Source organism: Kitasatospora sp. NPDC089797, assembly GCF_040684795.1.
In the GTDB taxonomy this organism is placed as follows: domain Bacteria; phylum Actinomycetota; class Actinomycetes; order Streptomycetales; family Streptomycetaceae; genus Kitasatospora.
The window spans coordinates 94231-112231 of record NZ_JBFBGS010000017.1 but is presented as its reverse complement, the minus strand read 5'-3'; the positions used below and the strand labels follow the sequence as shown (position 1 = coordinate 112231).

17 protein-coding genes and 2 pseudogenes are annotated in these 18001 nt (G+C 76.5%); 12 read left to right on the top strand and 7 right to left on the bottom strand.

All coding sequences use genetic code 11. The features are described 5' to 3' along the window. Window positions 1–42: 42 nt before the first annotated feature. The gene (locus tag AB0O91_RS15915; RefSeq protein ID WP_363432647.1) at window positions 43–1005 is read left to right on the top strand and encodes a hypothetical protein; all 963 of its coding nucleotides are present in this window, start codon (window positions 43–45) and stop codon (window positions 1003–1005) included. A gap of 69 nt (window positions 1006–1074) precedes the next feature. Here AB0O91_RS15915 and AB0O91_RS15910 read toward each other — a convergent pair whose 3' ends face one another. From AB0O91_RS15910 to AB0O91_RS15900, 3 genes are all read right to left on the bottom strand, one after another. Continuing rightward, window positions 1075–2031 (bottom strand): transcriptional regulator, encoded by a 957-nt coding sequence (locus tag AB0O91_RS15910; protein WP_363432645.1) that lies wholly within the window; start codon window positions 2029–2031, stop codon window positions 1075–1077. A gap of 54 nt (window positions 2032–2085) precedes the next feature. After that, window positions 2086–2634, bottom strand: a complete 549-nt coding sequence (locus tag AB0O91_RS15905; RefSeq protein WP_363432642.1) for a pyridoxamine 5'-phosphate oxidase family protein — start codon at window positions 2632–2634, stop codon at window positions 2086–2088. A gap of 111 nt (window positions 2635–2745) precedes the next feature. After that, window positions 2746–3972 (bottom strand): phosphodiester glycosidase family protein, encoded by a 1227-nt coding sequence (locus AB0O91_RS15900; RefSeq protein ID WP_363432639.1) that lies wholly within the window; start codon window positions 3970–3972, stop codon window positions 2746–2748. Between the two features lie 241 nt (window positions 3973–4213). Here AB0O91_RS15900 and AB0O91_RS15895 point away from each other — a divergent pair, with 241 nt between their 5' ends. The 8 genes from AB0O91_RS15895 to AB0O91_RS15860 all read left to right on the top strand — a co-directional run bounded on the left by AB0O91_RS15895 (window position 4214) and on the right by AB0O91_RS15860 (window position 11276). Continuing rightward, on the top strand, window positions 4214–4768 hold the full coding sequence (locus AB0O91_RS15895; protein ID WP_363432636.1) for a hypothetical protein: 555 nt from the start codon (window positions 4214–4216) through the stop codon (window positions 4766–4768). A 79-nt stretch (window positions 4769–4847) separates the two neighbouring features. Then, complete coding sequence (locus AB0O91_RS15890; RefSeq protein ID WP_363432634.1) at window positions 4848–5387, top strand: EF-hand domain-containing protein; 540 nt, start codon at window positions 4848–4850, stop codon at window positions 5385–5387. A 314-nt stretch (window positions 5388–5701) separates the two neighbouring features. Then, window positions 5702–6988 carry a molybdopterin-dependent oxidoreductase gene (locus AB0O91_RS15885; protein WP_363432776.1) on the top strand — a complete coding sequence of 429 codons (1287 nt, stop codon included), beginning with the start codon at window positions 5702–5704 and terminating at the stop codon, window positions 6986–6988. A gap of 5 nt (window positions 6989–6993) precedes the next feature. Then, window positions 6994–7548 (top strand): hypothetical protein, encoded by a 555-nt coding sequence (locus AB0O91_RS15880; protein ID WP_363432631.1) that lies wholly within the window; start codon window positions 6994–6996, stop codon window positions 7546–7548. A 73-nt stretch (window positions 7549–7621) separates the two neighbouring features. Continuing rightward, window positions 7622–8476: an S-methyl-5'-thioadenosine phosphorylase gene (locus tag AB0O91_RS15875; RefSeq protein ID WP_363432628.1), complete on the top strand. Its 855-nt coding sequence runs from the start codon at window positions 7622–7624 to the stop codon at window positions 8474–8476. Further along, window positions 8460–9842, top strand: a complete 1383-nt coding sequence (locus AB0O91_RS15870; protein ID WP_363432625.1) for a glycosyltransferase 87 family protein — start codon at window positions 8460–8462, stop codon at window positions 9840–9842. The genes AB0O91_RS15875 and AB0O91_RS15870 overlap by 17 nt, the downstream gene beginning before the upstream one ends. Window positions 9843–9895: 53 nt before the next feature. Then, window positions 9896–10609 (top strand): molybdopterin-dependent oxidoreductase, encoded by a 714-nt coding sequence (locus tag AB0O91_RS15865; protein ID WP_363432623.1) that lies wholly within the window; start codon window positions 9896–9898, stop codon window positions 10607–10609. Continuing rightward, window positions 10593–11276, top strand: a complete 684-nt coding sequence (locus tag AB0O91_RS15860; RefSeq protein ID WP_363432621.1) for a cytochrome b/b6 domain-containing protein — start codon at window positions 10593–10595, stop codon at window positions 11274–11276. Before AB0O91_RS15865 ends, AB0O91_RS15860 begins: the two co-directional genes overlap by 17 nt. 80 nt (window positions 11277–11356) lie before the next feature. Here the strand turns inward: AB0O91_RS15860 and AB0O91_RS15855 are convergent, their stop codons facing one another. The 3 genes and pseudogenes from AB0O91_RS15855 to AB0O91_RS15845 form a co-directional block, all read right to left on the bottom strand. After that, a complete protein-coding gene (locus tag AB0O91_RS15855) occupies window positions 11357–12010 on the bottom strand; it encodes a class I SAM-dependent methyltransferase (protein ID WP_363432618.1) in 654 nt (217 codons plus the stop codon). Continuing rightward, a complete protein-coding gene (locus tag AB0O91_RS15850; protein ID WP_363432773.1) occupies window positions 12007–12696 on the bottom strand; it encodes a DUF2064 domain-containing protein in 690 nt (229 codons plus the stop codon). The genes AB0O91_RS15855 and AB0O91_RS15850 overlap by 4 nt, the downstream gene beginning before the upstream one ends. After that, window positions 12670–13347, bottom strand: a pseudogene (locus AB0O91_RS15845) (glycosyltransferase family 2 protein); the annotation flags it as partial. The pseudogene AB0O91_RS15845 and the gene AB0O91_RS15850, both read right to left, overlap by 27 nt. Window positions 13348–13509: 162 nt before the next feature. Here AB0O91_RS15845 and AB0O91_RS15840 point away from each other — a divergent pair. Continuing rightward, entirely contained in the window at window positions 13510–14274 is a 765-nt protein-coding gene (locus tag AB0O91_RS15840) for a response regulator transcription factor (protein ID WP_363432615.1), read from the top strand. Continuing rightward, a pseudogene (locus AB0O91_RS15835) lies at window positions 14271–15420 on the top strand (HAMP domain-containing sensor histidine kinase). Before AB0O91_RS15840 ends, AB0O91_RS15835 begins: the two are co-directional and overlap by 4 nt. A gap of 39 nt (window positions 15421–15459) precedes the next feature. Here AB0O91_RS15835 and AB0O91_RS15830 read toward each other — a convergent pair. Further along, window positions 15460–16518: an NAD-dependent epimerase/dehydratase family protein gene (locus tag AB0O91_RS15830; protein ID WP_363432613.1), complete on the bottom strand. Its 1059-nt coding sequence runs from the start codon at window positions 16516–16518 to the stop codon at window positions 15460–15462. Window positions 16519–16780: 262 nt separating this feature from the next. Between AB0O91_RS15830 and AB0O91_RS15825 the strand changes: the two genes are divergently transcribed. Continuing rightward, window positions 16781–17983, top strand: a complete 1203-nt coding sequence (locus AB0O91_RS15825) for an FAD-dependent monooxygenase (protein ID WP_363432611.1) — start codon at window positions 16781–16783, stop codon at window positions 17981–17983. The last annotated feature ends 18 nt before the right edge of the window (window positions 17984–18001 follow it).

The following is an 18001-nucleotide window of genomic DNA, read 5'->3' as shown; positions in this document are numbered from 1 at the left end:
CGATGGTCATGCCAACCTCGCCGTCGTGAGAGGAAGTTGACGATGCCCGGGATCAGAAGGATCCGCCAGGCCGCCGTGCTGGCGGTCGCCGCCCTGCTGTCCGCCGGCCTCGCCCCGGCCGCCTCCGCCGCGGCCCCGGCGGGCGCCGCGGCCGCCACCGAGCTCGGCGCCTACTGGACCCCCGCCCGGATGGCGGCCGCGCTGCCCGCCGACCAGGACCGCGCCGCACCGACGGCCGTCGCCCCCGCGCCCACGGCGGACGGGCCGCGGCCGGGGGAGTTCATCCCGCCGAGCCGCAGCTTCGACGGCATCCCGCAGGCCGGGGCGTTCTTCTGGACCGATGCCACCGGCGCCGGCCGCACCTGCAGCGGCTCGGTGGTCCGCAGCCCCGGCCGGGACCTGGTGCTGAGCGCGGGCCACTGCCTCAAGGGGTACGCGGGCCGCTCCCCGCTGCGCCACCTGGGGTTCGTGCCGCAGTACCACGACGGGCTGAAGCCGTTCGGGATCTTCCCGGTCGTCGCCGACGGGGTGTACGTCGCGCAGGAGTACTACGACCTGGGCCCGCACGCGGGCGCCGAGTACGACGTCGCCTTCGCGGTCACCGGCCCCGACCGGGACGGCGAACTCCTGGAGGACGCCACCGGCGGGGTCCGGCTGCTCACCGGCACCGGCGACGTCCACGCCCCGGTCCGGATGATCGGCTACCCGGCCGGCGCGGAGAAGCCGCTCGGCTGCTGGAGCTGGACCACCGCGTGGGCCAGCGACGACCCGGCCGAGCCCGGCACCTTCCCGCGGATCGCCTGCGACGCCTTCACCAGCGGGACGAGCGGCGGGCCGATGCTGCTGCCCTGGTTCGACGGCTGGGCGGTGATCGGGCTGATCGGCGGCTACCACACCGGCGGCAACACCCCGCAGGTGTCCTACAGTGCCCACTTCGGCGCCGCCACCCGGGCGCTCTACCGCGCCGCCGTCGACGGCGCGCCGCCCGCGGCCCCCCGGTCCTGACCGACCGCCATCGGCCCCGATCCTGAAGGCCGGCCGGTCGGCCCCCGGTCCTGACCGACGGCTGGCCGGTCAGTCGTACAGCGCCGCCGCCCGGCGGGTCGCCGCGGCCAGGCGGGCCCGCAGCTCCGGCGGCCGGAGCACCTCGGCCTCCGGACCGAGGCGCAGGAGTTCGAGGTAGCCGATCTCCCAGGACTCGACCGGCAGGGTCACGGTGACCCAGCCCTCGGCGTCCGGCGGGCCGGCGGTGGCGAGGGCGTCGGCGGCGGCGGTCGCCTCCAGCAGGACGGGCAACTGCTCGACGGCGAGCGGGCTGAGGCGCACCACGGCCCGCTCGCGCAGCATCGAGCGGGTGAACTCCGCCGCCGCCGCGGCCCAGTAGCCGGCCAGGTCGAACTCCGGGTCGCGCTCGAACCGCTCCGCGCCGGCCTCGGCGGTCTCGAAGCGGTCGACCCGGTACGAGCCGACCCGGCCGGTCGGGCCGCGCGCCGCGAGGTACCACTGCCCGGCCTTCAGCACCAGGCCGTACGGCTCCAACCGCCGCTCCCGGGTGCCGCCGCGCGCCGCGTACCGGCCGCGCAGCACCCGCTCCTCCCACACGGCGCGCGCCACCTCGGCGAGCAGCGGCGGGGGCCCGGCCTCCCGGAACCAGGCCGGGGCGTCGAGGTGGAACCTCCGGGCCGCCGCCGCGGGGGCCTCGCCCAGGGCGGCCGCGACCTTCAGCCGGGCGGCCAGGGCCGGACCGGCCAGGCCCATGTCCCGCAGCGGGCCGGGGAGTCCGGCCAGGTGGAGCACCTCGGCCTCGGCGCGCTCCAGGCCGGTGAGGCGGGTGCGGTAGCCGTCGACGAGCCGGTAGCCCCCGCCCCGGCCGCGCTCGGCGAACACCGGCACCCCGGCCTCGGCCAGCGCGGCGACGTCCCGCTGCACGGTGCGCTCGGAGACCTCCAGCTCGGCGGCGAGCTCCGCGGCGGTCAGCGCGCGCCGGGACTGGAGGAGCAGCAGCAGCGCGATCGTCCGACTCGCCCGCACGCCGTCCCCTTCCGTCCGCTTCCCGCCGTGTGACGAGGCCATTCTCGCGGCACGTCAGCCCCGTCCGCCCGCCGGCCCCTCGGCCGTACCGGTCAGCCGGTCGAGGTCCGGTGCGAACACGGCCGTCCACGACGGGTGCAGCCGGTAGTAGACGACGTCCCGCTCCCAGTCGAAGGCGTCCGCGCCGTAGAACTCCTGGAAGTACGCCAGCAACTCCGGCCAGTCCGCCGCCGGTTCACCGTCCAGGGGGTTGAGCACCTCCACCGTGCCGTGGGTGAACACCCCCAGGTCCTCCCCGCGCAGGTGCGCCGCGCTGACGGCGGGCCGCGCCGCCAGGTGCCGGGCCTTGGCGGCCCCGCGCGCCGTCCCGAAGTGCCACCTCCCGCGCAGGAAGTGCCCGTCCACCGCGCTGATCCGCGGCTCGCCCTTCGCCGTCACGGTCGACAGCGCGAGCGTGCACATCCCGGTGAGCACACCGGTGAGCTGCTCGGCGGTGAGTGTCCGGTCGTCGCTGATGATCGACCGCAGGTGTGCCGTCGACCGTGCCCGCGAGGCGTCGAGCAGGGCCTGCAGCCGCCGGAGGTCATCGGGTGTCTCGCGCATGTCGGGTCCTTGTCCGTGTGGTCGTCCGTCCCGGCCCGCAACCCCACGGCACGGACCGGCGACCCCACTCTCCCGGGGATACCCGACACCTGCTGTCGTCTTTCCGCCGAATCAGTCGGACGGCCGGTCGGTCCCGGCGAAGAGGCCGATGCCGTTGGGGACCGGCCGTTCCCGGCCGTGGTCGAGGCGGTTGCGCACCGTGAGGACCCCGGTGGCCGGGTCCCGGGCGGCCAGGGTGGCGGAGGCCCCGCCGTCCAGGAAGACGCCGTCCCGGCAGCCGAGGTCGCCGACCACCCGGGCGAGTTCGGCGACGGTCAGACCGGTGGAGGTGCCCTCGCGCCCGTCGGTGGAGAGCAGGACCACGACCCGCCCGCCGCCCGCCAGGCCGACCGCAGTGCGCGGCTCGGCGCGGGTGGTGTCCAGCCCCGGCACCGGACGTCCACCGCGCAGCACCGGGTAGGCGCCCAGGGCGAAGGCGAGCGGCACCGGCCGGGTCGCGGCGAGGCGGTGCGTCACGACGACGGGTGTGCCGAGGGGGAGCCCGGCCAGCACGCGGGCGCCGGCCTCCCGGCCGAGCAGCACGGTGCTGTCCTCGGGGATCGGGCCGCCGCCCGGGGTCGGGGAGGCCGACACCACCCGGTCGTGGCGGACCGTCACCTCCCAGGTGTCCGTGCTGCAGGGGTCCGCGCGCGACGTGTCGCTCCCGCAGACGGCCCGGGCCCGGGAGGCCCCGCCCCAGTCGGCGGTGAACGCGCCGATCGATCCGACCGGGAGGGCGTACTGGTTGAGACCGCCGAGCGGGTGGTCGCCGTCCGGGGTCCACAGGCGGCCGTCCAGCTCCAGCCGGTCGAGCCGGGCCACCCCGTCCACGCCCACCCCGAACACGTCGCGGTCGTCGTCGCCCGGCGGCGGCCGCTCGCCGAACCGCTGGGCCTCCGGGACCGCGGCCTTCAGCGCCCGGCCCCGGTACACGGCCGGGCCGGAGGGCGCCCCGGTGGCCTCGACCCCCGGGTGCTGCTCCTCGGAGATGTCGAAGAAGTCCCCGTTCACCGCGGCGACCGCGCCGCGCGCCCCGGCCAGCCGGGTCAGCGGCGCCCGGGCGGCCACCGCGCCGGGGAACAGCAGGTCCGCCCGCACCCCCGGCTGCCGGAGGTCGGCGCGGACGGCGTACACCCGCGCCTCGCCGTGCGGGGTACGGACCGTCAGCTCCCGGTAGCCCACCCCGGGCGCGAGCGGCGCCCACTTCCCGTCGGTCCCGGCCCGGGCCGACGGGGCGAGCAGGCCGGCCGGGACCACGGCCAGCACCAGGGCGACGACGCACCGCAGGAGACGATCCATGCCTGTCATGTTCGGGCCTGCCGCAGCCGGCCCGCTGCCGTGCGGGCCCGGCTTCACCCACTCTTCCGCCGCTGTACACCGTCGGCGATCCACCGCGCTCCCGCAGTGTCCTCCGCAACTCCAAGATCGTTGAACCGTCGGTCGCACCGCGGGGCCGTCCGGCCCGCACCCGCCGACGGGGCGACCGCTCGCTGCGCACACCGCGGGTCGGGATCGGGCCCGCCGGAGGAAAGGCACCCTGATGAAGACCGTTCTGCTGGCCGCCCTGCTGGCCGCCTCCCCGTTCCTGGTGGCCGGCGCGGCCCCCACCGACGCCGTCCGCGCCACCCGTGCCGGCTCCGGGACCGTGGACGCCACCTGCGTCCAGCTCTCGCACGGCTCCTTCGACACCGCCGTCGACCCGAACGGCGGCAACGCCACCCAGCCCGACACCCTGCGGATGACCGGCACCCTCACCTGCGTCGACGCCGCCGGGATCCCCAGCGGCACCGGGACCTTCGAACACACCATCACCGCGCCCGGGGAGGAGTGCACCGGGGACGAGCACCGTGACACTTCCACGACCACGGTTCACTGGTCCGACGGCACCACCTCCATCCTCCGGTCCGATGCCACGGACGTGACCAAGGTGCAGGGCACCGCCTCCCTGGTCTCCAGCGGCAGCGTGAGCAAGGACAGCGCGCGCTTCGCCGGTGACGTCCTGCACTCGGTGGGCACCAGCACCGGCACCGGCTGCGGCACCCCGGCGGGCGAGAAGAAGGTCGACTCGACCAACATCGTCCGCCTCACCCACTGAGCCCCCGCCCACCCGCTCCCCGCACACCCCGCCCGCATCCCACCGGATGACCGGGCCGTCGACCCCTGAAGGGCCCCGCATGTCCCTCGACCAGCAGCAGCCGAACACCACCGCCCCCGACCCCGAGCTCGAAGCCCACCGGGCCCGCATCTACGCGATGCTCGACACCGACGGCGACGGCACCGTCTCCCGGCACGACTACTTCGTGCGCATCGACTGGGCCCAGCAGGCCAGCGGCCGCGCCGACGACGACCCGCTGGTGATCGCCGCCCGCGTCACCGGTGAGAAGGCCTGGGCCGCGATGGACGCCGACGGTGACGGCTTCCTGACCTTCGACCAGTACAACGGCTGGGTCGACGGCGAGAAGTTCGACGACATCTGCAAGGACGCCCTCGCCGCGCTGTTCGACCTCGGTGACGGCGACGGCGACGGGGCCGTCACCCGCGAGGAGTTCGCCACCCTGCGCGAGGTCCTCGGCAACCGGCCCGAGAATGCCCGCGCCGCCTTCGACCTCCTCGACACCGACGAGGACGGGTACGTCCGGCGCGACGAGTACCTCGCCGCGATCCGGGCCTACGTCACCGGCGCCCCTTCGCCGATGGGCACGGTCCTCTACTGACGCGGCCGGGGCCGGAGGGCGGGGGAGGGTCGCCACCCCCGGGTGGGACACCGCCGTCCGGGTGATCCGGGGCCCGGTCGGGTGTGGTGTCCGGGGGAGGGGTCCGGGCCGGGTGGTTGGCTGTCCCGCGAGTCGCGGCCAACTGGCCTGGTGCGGTGGTGCGGAGAGCCCCCGGCGTGCGGCAGGGGTTTCCGGACGGGCGGAGGTGGTCGGCGGTGGCGGCGAAGCGCGCGAGTGAACTGCCGGGGAGGGAACGAGGGTTGAGGGGGTCCGTTCGGCGGTTCGGCCGGGCGGCGGCAGCGCTGCCGGCCGCGGTGGCGGGCGGACTCGGGCGGCTGCCCGCCCCACCCGGGCCGTTCCGGCCGGGGTTCTGGCGCAGCCCGATCCGCGGCCCGTGGCTGACCTCGGTGTTCGGGCTGGTGCTGCTGGTCGGGATCCCGGTGCTGTTCGTCACCGGCGCGCTGTCCTACGCCGCCTACAACCCCGACCTGGGCCCGCTCAACGACCAGACCCCGGAAAAGGGCCTGTTGGGCTTCTACCTGTTCGACTGGCCGACCCGGCCCTACTGGCTCTACCGGCTCACCCAGGGCGTGCACGTGACGCTCGGCGTCGTCCTGGTGCCGGTGGTGCTCGCCAAACTGTGGTCGGTGATCCCGAAGCTGTTCGCGTGGCCGCCGGTGCGCAGCGCGGCCCACGGGCTGGAGCGGCTGTCGCTGCTGATGCTGGTCGGCGGCGCCGTCTTCGAGTTCGTGACCGGGATCCTCAACATCCAGCTCCACTACGTCTTCCCGGGGTCCTTCTACACCTTGCACTTCTACGGGGCGTGGGTGTTCATCGCCGCGTTCGCCGTCCATGTCGGGCTCAAGTCCGGCCGGCTCGTCCGCGCCCTGCGCTCGCGCCCGTTCTGGCGGGAGCTGCGCACCGGCGTGGCCGGCACCCGGCCCGAACCCCCGGACGCCGACGGCCTGGTGGCGACGGCCCCCGCCGCGCCGACGATCGCCCGGCGCGGGGCGCTCGCCCTGGTGGGCGCGGGGTCGCTGGCCCTGCTGGTGGTCACCGCGGGCCAGAGCATCGGCGGCCGGCTGCGCGGCACCGCGCTGCTGGCGCCGCACAACCGGGCGCCGGAGAAGGGCCCGAACGGCTTCCAGGTCAACAAGACGGCGGCGTCCGTGGGCGTTTCACCGGCCATGGTCGGCCCGGACTGGCGGCTGGAGCTGTACGGGGCCGGGCCGGTGCGGGTGTTCACCCGGGAGCAGCTGCTGGCGATGCCGCAGTGGCCGGCCCTGCTGCCGATCGCCTGCGTGGAGGGCTGGTCCACCGAGGACCAGCACTGGAGCGGGCTGCGGCTCGCCGACCTCGCGGCCCTGGCCGGGGTGCCCGACGCGGCGGACGTCCTGGTGGACTCGGTGCAGCCGCCCGGCCCGTACTCCTCCGTGGTGCTGCGCGGCAACCAGATCCGGGACCCGCTCTCGCTGCTGGCCCTGCACGTCAACGGCGTCGACCTCGGGCTGGACCACGGCTACCCGGCCCGGATCATCGTCCCCGCCAACCCGGGTGTGAACAACACCAAGTGGGTCGGCCGACTGACCTTCAGGACGTGAGGCACATGCCGGACACACCGGAGACGACGGACGGGACGACGGGCCGGGGACGGCGTTTCGCCGCCTGGTACGGCGCGGGCCCGCTGCACCTGCTCGCGCTGCTCGCCTCGCTCGCCCTCACCGGCTACGCCGTCCAGCGGCTGGTCGTCGAACGCCCGCTCGCGGTGGCGGTCTGGTTCGTCGGCGCGGCCGTCGCCCACGACCTGGTGCTGCTCCCGCTCTACTCGATCGCCGACCTCTCGGCCCGGTCCGTGCTGCGCCGCCGCCGGGCGCCGGCCGGGAGCGCACCGCGGACCTGGATCAACCACCTGCGGGTGCCGGCAGTCCTGTCCGGCCTGCTGCTGCTCGTCTGGTTCCCGCTGATCCTCGACCTCTCCGTGCCGTACCCGGGGGCGACCGGGCTCTCCGAAGGGGTCTACCTCGGGCGGTGGCTCGCCGTCACCGGGGTGCTCTTCGGGCTCTCGGCCGTCGCCCTGGCGTTCAGGATCCGCCGGGCCCGCCCGCCCCGGCGCGGCCGGGGCCACAGCCACAGCCACAGCCGCGACGTTCGCGATTCGTAAGGCCGTACCTGGACGATCCGTCCCGGCCCGCTCCTACAGTGGTCGGGCGTTCCCCTGAAGAGAGGTGGTGCACATGACGGTGCGTCAGGACGCCCCGCGGGCCGAGCTGGGTGTGATCGGCGGTTCCGGGCTGTACGCGTTGCTGGACGACGTGGTGGAGGTGCGGGTCGACACCCCCTACGGTCCGCCCAGCGACGCGCTGTTCGTCGGGGAGGTGGCCGGTCGCCGGGTGGCGTTCCTGCCCCGGCACGGGCGCGGCCACCGGCTGCCGCCGCACCGGATCGACTACCGCGCCAACCTGTGGGCGCTGCACTCGCTCGGCGTGCGGCAGGTGCTGGGGCCGTGCGCGGTGGGCGGCCTGCGGGCGGAGTACGGGCCGGGGACGCTGCTGGTGCCGGACCAGTTCGTGGACCGCACCTCCGGGCGGGTGCAGACCTTCTACGACGGGCAGCCGCTGCCGGACGGCTCGGTGCCCGGGGTGGTGCACGTGTCGATGGCCGACCCGTACTGCCCGGCCGGGCGGCGGGTCCTGCTGGACGCGGCGCTCGAGTCCGCCTGGGAGCCCGTGGACGGCGGCACGCTGGTGGTGATCGAGGGCCCGCGCTTCTCCACCCGGGCCGAGTCTCGCTGGTTCGCCGCCAACGGCTGGTCGGTGGTCGGCATGACCGGCCACCCGGAGGCCGTCCTCGCCCGCGAACTCGGCCTCTGCTACAGCTCCCTGGCGCTGGTCACCGACCACGACGCCGGAGTGGAGAGCGGGGACGGCGTGACCCACACCGAGGTGCTGGAGGTCTTCGCCCGCAACGTCGACCGGCTGCGCACCGTGCTGTTCAAGGCACTGGAGGCGATGCCCCTGGAACGGGAGTGCGCCTGCCCGCACGCCCTGGACGGTCTGGCGACCGGGCTGCCCGGTGTCCCGGGCGCCTGACCGGGCCGCGCCCGCCCGGACCCTGCCCTGCGCGCTCGCCCTCGCCGTCCTGACGGTCCTCCTCGCGTCGACCGTGACCGTCGGCGGGACGCTCGGCGACCGGTCGCGGCTGAACGCCTGGTACCTCCTGGACGCGGTGGCCTTCGGGCTCGCGCTGCTCACGCTCCGCCGGGTGCCCGACCGCCGGGTGGTGCCGCTGGTGCTGGCCGGGAGCTTCCTGGTCGCCGGGGCCGGGCTGCTGGCGCCCCCGCGCACCAGCGACGACGCCTACCGGTACGTGTGGGACGGGCGGGTCCAGGCGGCCGGGATCTCCCCGTACGCCCACACCCCGGACGACCCGGCGCTGCTGCGGCTGCGCGATCCCGGCCTCTTCCCGGTCGGCGGCGACTGCGCCGGCTGGGACGAGCGGCGGACCGCGGCCGGGGACTGCGTCCGGATCAACCGGCCCGCCGTGCACACCATCTACCCACCGGTCGCGGAGGCGTGGTTCCTGGTCCAGCACCCGTTCGGCGGCGGGGTACGCGGGGTGCAGGCCGGCGGTGCGCTGCTGGCGGTCGCCACCACCGGCGTGCTGCTCGCCGTCGGCGGGCGCCGCCGCCGGGCGGCGCTCTGGGCCTGGTGCCCGGGGGTGACGGTCTGGGCGGTCAACGACGCCCATGTGGACACCCTCGGGGCGCTGCTGATGGTGGCCGGGCTGGGCTGCGCGGCCCGCCGCCGGGCCGGCGCCGGCGGAGCGCTGCTCGGCGCGGCGGTCGCCACCAAACTGCTGCCGGCCCTCGCCCTGCCCGGGGCGGTCTCCGGGCTGCTGGCCCGGCGGCCGACCAGGCACGACCTGCTGCTGCTCGGCTCCGCGCTCGGCACCTTCGTGCTGGTGTACGTCCCCTACGTGGTCGCCTCCGGCCCGGGCGTCCTGGGCTATCTGCCCGGCTACCTGCGGGAGGAGGGCTACGAACAGGGCCACCTCGAACGCTTCGGCCTGCTGCGGGTGCTGCTGCCCGACCGGTGGGCCCCGTGGGCGGCGGCCGTGGTGCTGGCGGCGGTGGTGCTGTGGGTGCTGCGCCGCGGCGACCCGGCCCGGCCGTGGCAGGGCGCGCTGCTGGTGACCGGCACGGCCCTGCTGGTGGTGGCGCCCAGCTACCCCTGGTACGGGCTGCTGGTGGTGGCGCTGGTCGCGCTGGACGGGCGCTGGGAGTGGCTGGCCGTGCCGGCGGCCGGGCAGGTGCTGTACCTGGCGGGCGGCGAGGACGTCCAGCGGGCCGCGTACGGGGCAGCCCTCGCCGGTGTCCTGGTGGTGGCGGGGCTGCGCGGGCTGCTCGGCGCGGAACCGGTGCGCGCCGCCGGGCCACGAGAGATGACGAAAGCCTGACGGTACGCCCCCGGGACTGGCCGCGGCCCGGTCCGACCTGCTCGAATCGGCGCGTGACGAAAGAAGTGGAACACCCCAAGGGGACTCCGGTGGGCCGACGGGTCGTGCTGGGGCTGCTCGGGCTGGGCGCGGTGGGCGTCGCCGCCGGCCCGGCCCTGCAACGGGCCGAGTCGAGCCTGGCCGAGCGGGACCCGAGCGGCCTCAGCGGCCTGCTGCCCGGCAACAACGGCTTCCGGTACTACTCGGTGGTGACCTCCGTCCCCGAGCGGGACGCGACGACCTACGGGCTGACCGTCGGCGGCCTGGTGGACCGCCCGGCCACCCACCGGCTGGCCGACCTCCGGGCCATGCCGCAGCGCCGACTGGTCAAGGACGTCCAGTGCGTCACCGGCTGGCGGGTGCCGGACACCCCGTTCGAGGGCGTGCCGCTGGCGCACCTCCTCGACACCGCCGGGGTGCGGCCGGGCGCCAGGGCGGTGCGCTTCGACTGCTTCGACGGCGCGTACAGCGAGAGCCTGACCCTGGAGCAGGCGCGGCGCGACGACGTCCTGGTGGCCCTGAGCATGCAGGACAAGCCGATCAGCCACCAGCACGGCGGGCCGGTGCGGCTGTACGTCGCGCCGATGTACTTCTACAAGTCGGCGAAGTGGCTCTCCGGGATCACCGTCACCGACGCCGTCCAGCCGGGGTACTGGGAGGTCAACGGGTACGACGTCGACGCCTGGGTCGGCCGTTCGAACGGGCGGGCCGATGCACCGACGAGTTGAGCCGGTCCTGCGCTTCACCCGGGCCGCGCGCTGGGTGCACCGCTCCACCGCCGTGCTGATGGGCGTCTGCCTGGCCACGGCGGCCTGCCTCTACCTCGCGCCGCTCGCCCAACTGGTCGGCAACCGGCCGCTGGTGGTCACCGTCCACGTGTGGTGCGGCCTGGCGCTGCCGGTGCCGCTGCTGCTCGGGCTGGCCTCCCGGGCGGTGCGCAGGGACGTCTCCCGACTGAGCCGCTTCACCCCGGTGGACGGGCAGTGGCTGCGGGCCGTGCGGGCCCGGGCCGCGTACCGCCCGGCCGGGAAGTTCAACGCGGGCCAGAAGCTGTACGCCCAGTGGACGCTCGGCGCGATTTTGGTGATCGTCGGCACCGGGCTGCTGATGTGGCTGACCCGGCTGGCCCCGCCGGACTGGCGCACCGGCGCGACCTTCGTGCACGACTGGCTGGCCGCGGCCATCGCCGTCGTGCTCGCCGGGCACGTCCGGATGGCCTGGCGGGACGGGGAGTCGCGGCTCGGGATGCGCACCGGCCTGGTCGAGCGCGCTTGGGCCGAGCGGGAGCACCCGCAGTGGCTGGCCCCCGAGGAGGCGGTGCGACCGGCGACGGACGAGGAGCCCCGGCCGGCGGCGGACCGGCAGCCGCGGGCGGTGGCCGCCGACGAGCCGTGAGCGGCCCGGCGGGCCGTACGTGAGGGGGCCGGCGGGCCGTACGTGAGGGGGCCGGCGGGCCGTGAGCGGCCCGCCCGGCCTCACACCCGGCGCAGCGCGAGGAAGCGGCGCCCGTACGAGGTCCAGCGCTCCGCCTCGACCAGGCCCGCGGCGCGGGCCCGGCGCAGGGCGGCGCGCAGGCCGAGGCGGGCCCACGGGAAGGCCGGGCCGAGCCGGCCGTCCGCTCCCTCCACCCGCACGACGGTCCGCTCGTCGACCTCCTCCGCCTCCACCTCGACCAGCAACAGCCCGTCCGGGGCGATGAGTTGGCGGGCCCGGCGGAGCAGGGCGTCCGGGTCGCCGCCGATCCCGAGGTTGCCGTCGGCGAGCAGGGCGGCGCCCCAGCGGCCCTCGGCGGGCAGCCGGTCGAAGACCGAACGGCAGAGCGCCGGGCCGCCGAGGCCGACGGTGCGGTCCACCGCCGCCCCGGTCACGTCCACCCCGAGGGCGGGCACGCCGAGGGCGAGCAGCGCGGCCACCAGCCGGCCGGGGCCGCAGCCGAGGTCGAGCACGGGGGCGGCCAGGCCCGCGCAGCGCAGCAGCAGGCTGTGGTCGGCGCCGTCGGCCGGCGCGCACCAGCGTTCGATGTCCAGGTGCAGCCGCCGACCGTCCTCACGGCGCAGCCACAGCGGGCCGCGGCCGGTCCGGACGGCCTCGGCGAAGGGGTCGTCCACCCAGGGTGCGGCGACCGTCAACTCGCCACCTCCGGCGCGGTGGTGAGGTCGCGGAGCCGGGCCGCGAACCGGCCGCCGGGCGCCTCGGCGGCGACCCGCCGGGCGTCGTCCGCGGTGTCCACGTCCGTCAGCTCGGGCAGCCGGTGCACGGTCAGCCGGGCCCGCGCCAGCCGGTCCAGCAGCGCCGCTCCGGTGCCCGGGGTGGACATCGGCACGTCGTGCAGCAGCCGGGCCGCCAGCTGCGGGGTCGGCCGGGCCAGGCCCAGGGCCCAGAACCCGCCGTCGGCCGCCGGGCCGTACCAGGCGTCGGTGCCCGGCCGCCGGGCGGCGGACAGCGGCTCGGACAGGGTGGCGGCGGCCAGCTGCGGGGTGTCCATGCCGACCAGCAGCGCGGGCGCGTCGGGGGCCCGCCGGGCGGCGTGGGCGAAGGCGTCGGCCAGCCGGCGGTCCAGGCCGCCGCCGCACTGCCGGACGACCTCCCAGCCCGGCGGCAGCCAGGGGCCCGGCTCGCCGTCCAGCACCAGCAGGCGGCGGCCGGCCGGCACGGTGGCGAGGGTGTGCAGGGTGTCGGTGAGCGCGGCCCCGGCGAGGTCGGCCGCCTGGGCGGGGGTGAACGGCGGGGTGAGCCGGGTCTTCACCCGGCCCGGGACGGGCGCCTTGGCGATCACCAGCAGGGTGGGCGGCGGCGCGGCCAGCACCGCCCGCATGTCGCGGACCGCCTGGCGGGTGCCGCGCAGGGTGCCGGTGACCTTGGAGCGCCCCGCGCGCGGCAGGTAGTCGACCGGCGTCTCGGCGATCCGCAGCCCGGCGGCGGAGGCGGCGAGCACCATCTCCAGCGGGTAGCCGGAGCGCCGGTCGCCCAGGCCCAGTGCCAGCAGCCGCTCCCGGCGGGCCGCCCGCATCGGGCCGAGGTCGTGCAGCGGGGCGCCGGTGCGGGCCCGCAGCCGGCGGGCGAGGACGGCGTTGGCCAGCCGGGCGTGCGGCGGCCAGGCGCCGGGGGTGGCCGGGCGGCGGCGGCCGAGCACCAGGTCCGCCGTGCCGGCCAGCACCGGGCCGGTGACCCGGGGGAGTTGGGCGGGGTCGAGCGAGCCGTCGCAGTCCAGGAAGCAGACCAGGTCCGCGGTGGCGGCGCTCAGCCCGGCGTGGCAGGCGGCCCCGAAGCCGCGCCGGGGCTCCTCGACCACGGTCGCGCCGAGGGAGCGGGCCAGCTCGGCCGAGCCGTCCCGGGAGCCGTTGTCCACGACGATCGCCCGCCAGCCGGGCGGGATCCGGCCGAGCACCCAGGGCAGGGCCTTGGCCTCGTCCAGGCAGGGCAGCACCACGTCGGCGACCGGAAGGGGAGGGAGGGGAGGAGTCACGCCGGTCACGCTAACCGCGGGTGGTCCCGGCGCGGCCGAACCGCGCCCTTACGGAAGTGCTACGCCGCTCCGGCGGGGGGCCGTCCGGGGGATCTTACGGAACGCGGACGTCGGACCCGGAGGGCGCCCGCACCCCGCTCGGCGGCCCGTATCCTCGGCGAGGTGAACGACAGCCGCAGCACCGTCGGAGCGCCCCCGCCCGGCCGCGTCCTGGTGATCGACGACGACCCCACCGTGTCCGAGGTGGTGGCCGGCTACCTCACCCGGGCCGGCCACCACGTCGAGCTGGCCACCGACGGCCCGCAGGGCCTCGCCCTGGCCCGCGCCCGGCGCCCGGACCTGCTGGTCCTGGACCTGATGCTGCCCGGGATCGACGGCCTGGAGGTGCTGCGCCGGCTGCGCGCCGACGACGACGGCGCCGACCTGCCGGTGGTGATGCTCACCGCCAAGGGCGACGAGAGCGACCGCATCCTCGGTCTGGAACTGGGCGCGGACGACTACGTCACCAAGCCGTTCAGCCCCCGGGAGCTGGTCCTGCGGGTGCAGTCGGTGCTGCGCCGCTCCCGGGCCACCGGGGCCGTCCGGGCCTCCGGCGGGCCGCTGGTCCGCGGCGACATCACGCTCGACCCCAGGGCCCGGACCGTCCACCGCTCGGGGCGGCAACTGCTGCTGACGATAAGGGAGTTCGACCTGCTGGCGTTCCTGCTGCGGAATCCGCGCACGGTGTTCTCCCGGCAGGAGCTGATGGAACGCGTCTGGGGCTGGGACTTCGGCGACCTGTCCACCGTCACGGTCCACGTCCGGCGGCTGCGCGAGAAGATCGAGCACGACCCGGCCGTACCGGCGCTGATCACCACCGTCTGGGGCGTCGGCTACCGGCTCGACCCGACGCCGGAGACCGCGGCCGAGGAGGGCGGGGCGGCGTGAAGGACCTGTTGCTGATCGCGCTGTTCGCCGCGCTCGGCGCCGGCGGGGCCGGCCTGCTCGGCTGGGCGGCCGTCCGGCTGGTCCGGCGGCGCTCGCTCGCGCTCTCGCTGTTCTGCGTCGCCGCCGTCACCGTGCTGGCGGTCACCTCCGGGACCTTCGCCGTCGCCCAGGCGATGTTCCTGTCCCGGCACGACCTCGGGGTGGTGATCACGGTGCTGGGGATGGCCTCGGTGGTGTCGCTGCTGACCGCCGCCCTGCTGGGCCGTCAGGTGGTGTCCGGCAGCCGGGCGCTGACCGAGGCCGCCCGGACGGTCGGCAGCGACACCGGCTTCTCCGCCCCGGAGCACCCGCTCGGCCTGGAGCTGGCCCAGCTCAGTGCCGAACTCGCCGCCACCAGCGCCCGGTTGGCCGAGTCCCGGGCCCGCGCCCAGGCGCTGGACACCTCCCGCCGGGAGCTGATCGCCTGGATCTCGCACGATCTGCGCACCCCGCTGGCGGGCCTGCGCGCGATGGCGGAGGCGCTGGAGGACGGCGTGGCCGAACACCCGCAGCAGTACCTCCAGCGGATGCGGACCGAGGTCGAGCGGCTCACCGGGATGGTGGACGACCTGTTCGAGCTGTCCCGGATCCAGGCGGGCGCGCTGTCCCTCTCGCTGTCCCGGGTGTCCGTCTTCGACCTGGTCGACGACGCGCTCGCCGGGGCCCATCCGCTGGCCCGCCAGCGCGGCGTCCGGCTGGAGGGGCGGCAGGTCGCCGCCGAGCCGGTCGAGGTGGACGCCGGGGAGATCACCCGGGTGCTCGGGCAACCTGCTGGTCAACGCGATCCGCTCGACCCCGGAGGACGGCGTGGTGGCCGTCTCGGCCCGCCGGGAGGCGGACGCGGTGGTGCTCTCGGTCGCGGACGGCTGCGGCGGCATCCCGGAGCAGGACCTGCCCCGGGTGTTCGAGACGGGGTGGCGCGGCAGCAGCGCCCGCACCCCGCGCCCGGCCGAGCCGGGCGGCGCGCGGGAGCGGGGCGAGGGCGGCGCCGGCCTGGGGCTCGCCATCGTGCGCGGCATCGTCGAGGCCCACGCCGGACAGGCCCGGGTGCACAACGTGGTCGGCGGCTGCTGCTTCGAGATCGTGCTGCCCGCCGCCCGGGCCTGACGGCCGCCCCGGCCCGGGCGGCCGCCGTACCCCCGGAGGTCAGACCGGCTGGGCCGACGCCGTCGCGAACTCCGCCATCCCGTCGGCGAAGGCCACCCGGGGCCGCCAGCCGAGCTCCCGGCGCAGCCGGGTGGAGTCCGCGGTGATGTGCCGGACGTCGCCGAGCCGGTACTCGCCGGTCACCACCGGCGCCGGCCCGCCGTGGGCGGCGGCCAGCGCCGCGGCCAGCTCGCCGATCGTGCGCACCTCGCCGCTGCCCACGTTGTACGCCCGGACGCTGCCGGGGAGCCGGCCGCCGAGCACGCCGAGGGCGGCGAGGTTGGCCTCGGCCACGTCCCGGACGTGGACGAAGTCCCGGCGCTGGCCGCCGTCCTCGAACACCCGCGGCGCCACGCCCCGGGCCAGCGCCGAGCGGAACAGCGAGGCGACCCCGGCGTACGGGGTGTCGCGCGGCATGCCCGGCCCGTAGACGTTGTGGTAGCGCAGCGCCAGGACCCGGCCCCCGCAGGCGCGGGCCCAGGCGGCGGCCAGGTGCTCCTGCGCCAGCTTGGTGGCCGCGTACACGTTGCGCGGGTCGGCCGGGGCGTCCTCCGTCACCAGCCCGGGCGCCAGCTCCGCCCCGCACCGGGGGCACGGCGGTTCGAACCGCCCGGCCGTCAGGTCCTCCGGGCGCCGCGGGCCGGGGGAGACGTCCCCGTGCAGCGGGCACCGGTACCGGCCCTCGCCGTACACCACCATCGACCCGGCGAGTACCAGGTCCCGCACGCCTGCGCGCGCCATCGCGGCGAGCAGCACGGCGGTGCCGAAGTCGTTGCAACCCGCGTAGTCCGGTGCGTCGTCGAGGTCCAGCCCGAGGCCGACCATCGCCGCCTGGTGGCAGACCGCGTCCACCCCGTCGAGCGCCCGCTCGACGGCGGCCGCGTCCCGGACGTCCCCGTGCCGGGCCTCCACCCCGTCCGGCAGGGCGGGCATCGCCCCGGACGGGTGGACGGCGGGCAGCAGCGCGTCCAGCACCCGCACCTGGTGGCCCGCCGCCACCAGCGTCCGTACGACTTCCGACCCGATGAACCCGGCACCGCCGGTGACCAGCATCCTCATGACCGGCGACGTTACCGCCCGGCCCCGGCCCGGGCGGCCGCTCCGGGGCGCGTGTCACGCTTCGGTAAGACTCCGGCCCCGAAGGTGGTGGCTGAGGCAACGGGCCTCCGCGGCACGGGGGTTGTGCTACCGTCCCGGTGGACGTACGAAAGCCACGGTCCGGTAGGTAGTCCGGACGGCGGTCCGCCGCTCGTACACGTGCCCGTCGCGGCACAACCGGTGCGTCCCTTCCTCGTTTTCACGATCGAGAAGGGACACGGCTGTGTCGGATCTTCATGTCATCATCGCCGGGGGCGGCCTGGGCGGCCTGGCCCTCGCGCAAGGGCTCCGGCGGGCGGGGATCGGGTTCTCCGTCCACGAGAAGGACCCGGGCCCCGAGTTCCGCGACCAGGGCTACCGCATCCGCATCGACTCCGACGGCATCGCCGCGCTCAAGGCGGTGCTGACGCCCCCGGCGTTCGCGCTGTTCGCCGCCACCGCCGGCACCCCCGGCCGTCGGACGGCCGCCTACGACCACCGACTCGGCCTGCTGCACGCCCAGGAGCAGCCGCCCGCCGCCGACCTGCCCGGCGGCGGGCACCTCGCGGTCAACCGCCGGACGCTGCGGCAGATCCTGCTCGCCGGGCTGGACGGGGCCGTGCACTACGGCAGCGCCCTGACCCGCTACGAGAGCGGCCGTATGGTCACCGCGTACTTCGCGGACGGTAGCAGCGCCGAGGCGGACGTCCTGGTCGGCGCCGACGGGGTCAGCTCCGCGACCCGCAGGCAGCACCTGCCCGGGGCCCGGGTGGTCGACGCCGGACTGCGGCTGCTGTACGGCAAGGTGCCGCTGGCCGACGCCGAACAACTGCTCCCGGCCGAGCTGCTGGGCCTGTGGACCACCGTCCTCGGCCCGCAGCGCCGCTTCCTCGGCCTCGCCCCGGTCCGCTACCGCGAACCCCAGCAGGAGGCGGCCGCCCGGCTGGCCCCGGGGATCGCGCTCAGCCCGGACACCGACTACCTGGCCTGCGTGTTCGGCGCCCGACGGGAACAACTGCCCTGCACCGACGAGCAGTTGTTCGGACTCGACGGGGCCGGGCGGCAGGCGCTGACGCTCTCCCTGCTGGACGGCTGGCACCCGGCGCTCGCCGAGCTGGTCGCCCGCCAGGACCCGGCCTCGGTCTTCCCGGTCACGGTCCGCAGCAGCGTCCCCGTCCCGGCCTGGCCGACCGGCCCGGTCACCCTGCTCGGCGACGCCGTCCACACCATGAGCCCGACCCTCGGCGTCGGCGCCAACACCGCCCTGCGCGACGCCCGGGTGCTCACCGCCCGGCTGACCGAGGCCGCCGGGGGCCGCCCGCTCACCGCCGCGCTGCGGGACTACGAGGAGGAGATGCGCGGCTACGGCTTCGCCGCCGTCCGGGAGTCGGCGGAACGCGGCCACCGCCTGGTCGGCCAGGACCGGCTGCCCGCCGACGCGGTGTAGCCGGGCCCGGGCCCGGAC

Excerpts from the sequence above, each read along its gene's own strand:
- AB0O91_RS15915 (WP_363432647.1), top strand. The coding sequence starts at position 43 with ATGCCCGGGATCAGAAGGATCCGCCAGGCCGCCGTGCTGGCGGTCGCC.
- AB0O91_RS15905 (WP_363432642.1), bottom strand. The coding sequence starts at position 2,634 with ATGCGCGAGACACCCGATGACCTCCGGCGGCTGCAGGCCCTGCTCGAC.
- AB0O91_RS15900 (WP_363432639.1), bottom strand. The coding sequence starts at position 3,972 with ATGGATCGTCTCCTGCGGTGCGTCGTCGCCCTGGTGCTGGCCGTGGTC.
- AB0O91_RS15895 (WP_363432636.1), top strand. The coding sequence starts at position 4,214 with ATGAAGACCGTTCTGCTGGCCGCCCTGCTGGCCGCCTCCCCGTTCCTG.
- AB0O91_RS15890 (WP_363432634.1), top strand. The coding sequence starts at position 4,848 with ATGTCCCTCGACCAGCAGCAGCCGAACACCACCGCCCCCGACCCCGAG.
- AB0O91_RS15880 (WP_363432631.1), top strand. The coding sequence starts at position 6,994 with ATGCCGGACACACCGGAGACGACGGACGGGACGACGGGCCGGGGACGG.
- AB0O91_RS15875 (WP_363432628.1), top strand. The coding sequence starts at position 7,622 with ATGACGGTGCGTCAGGACGCCCCGCGGGCCGAGCTGGGTGTGATCGGC.
- AB0O91_RS15860 (WP_363432621.1), top strand. The coding sequence starts at position 10,593 with ATGCACCGACGAGTTGAGCCGGTCCTGCGCTTCACCCGGGCCGCGCGC.
- AB0O91_RS15850 (WP_363432773.1), bottom strand. The coding sequence starts at position 12,696 with ATGCGGGCGGTGCTGGCCGCGCCGCCGCCCACCCTGCTGGTGATCGCC.
- AB0O91_RS15830 (WP_363432613.1), bottom strand. The coding sequence starts at position 16,518 with ATGAGGATGCTGGTCACCGGCGGTGCCGGGTTCATCGGGTCGGAAGTC.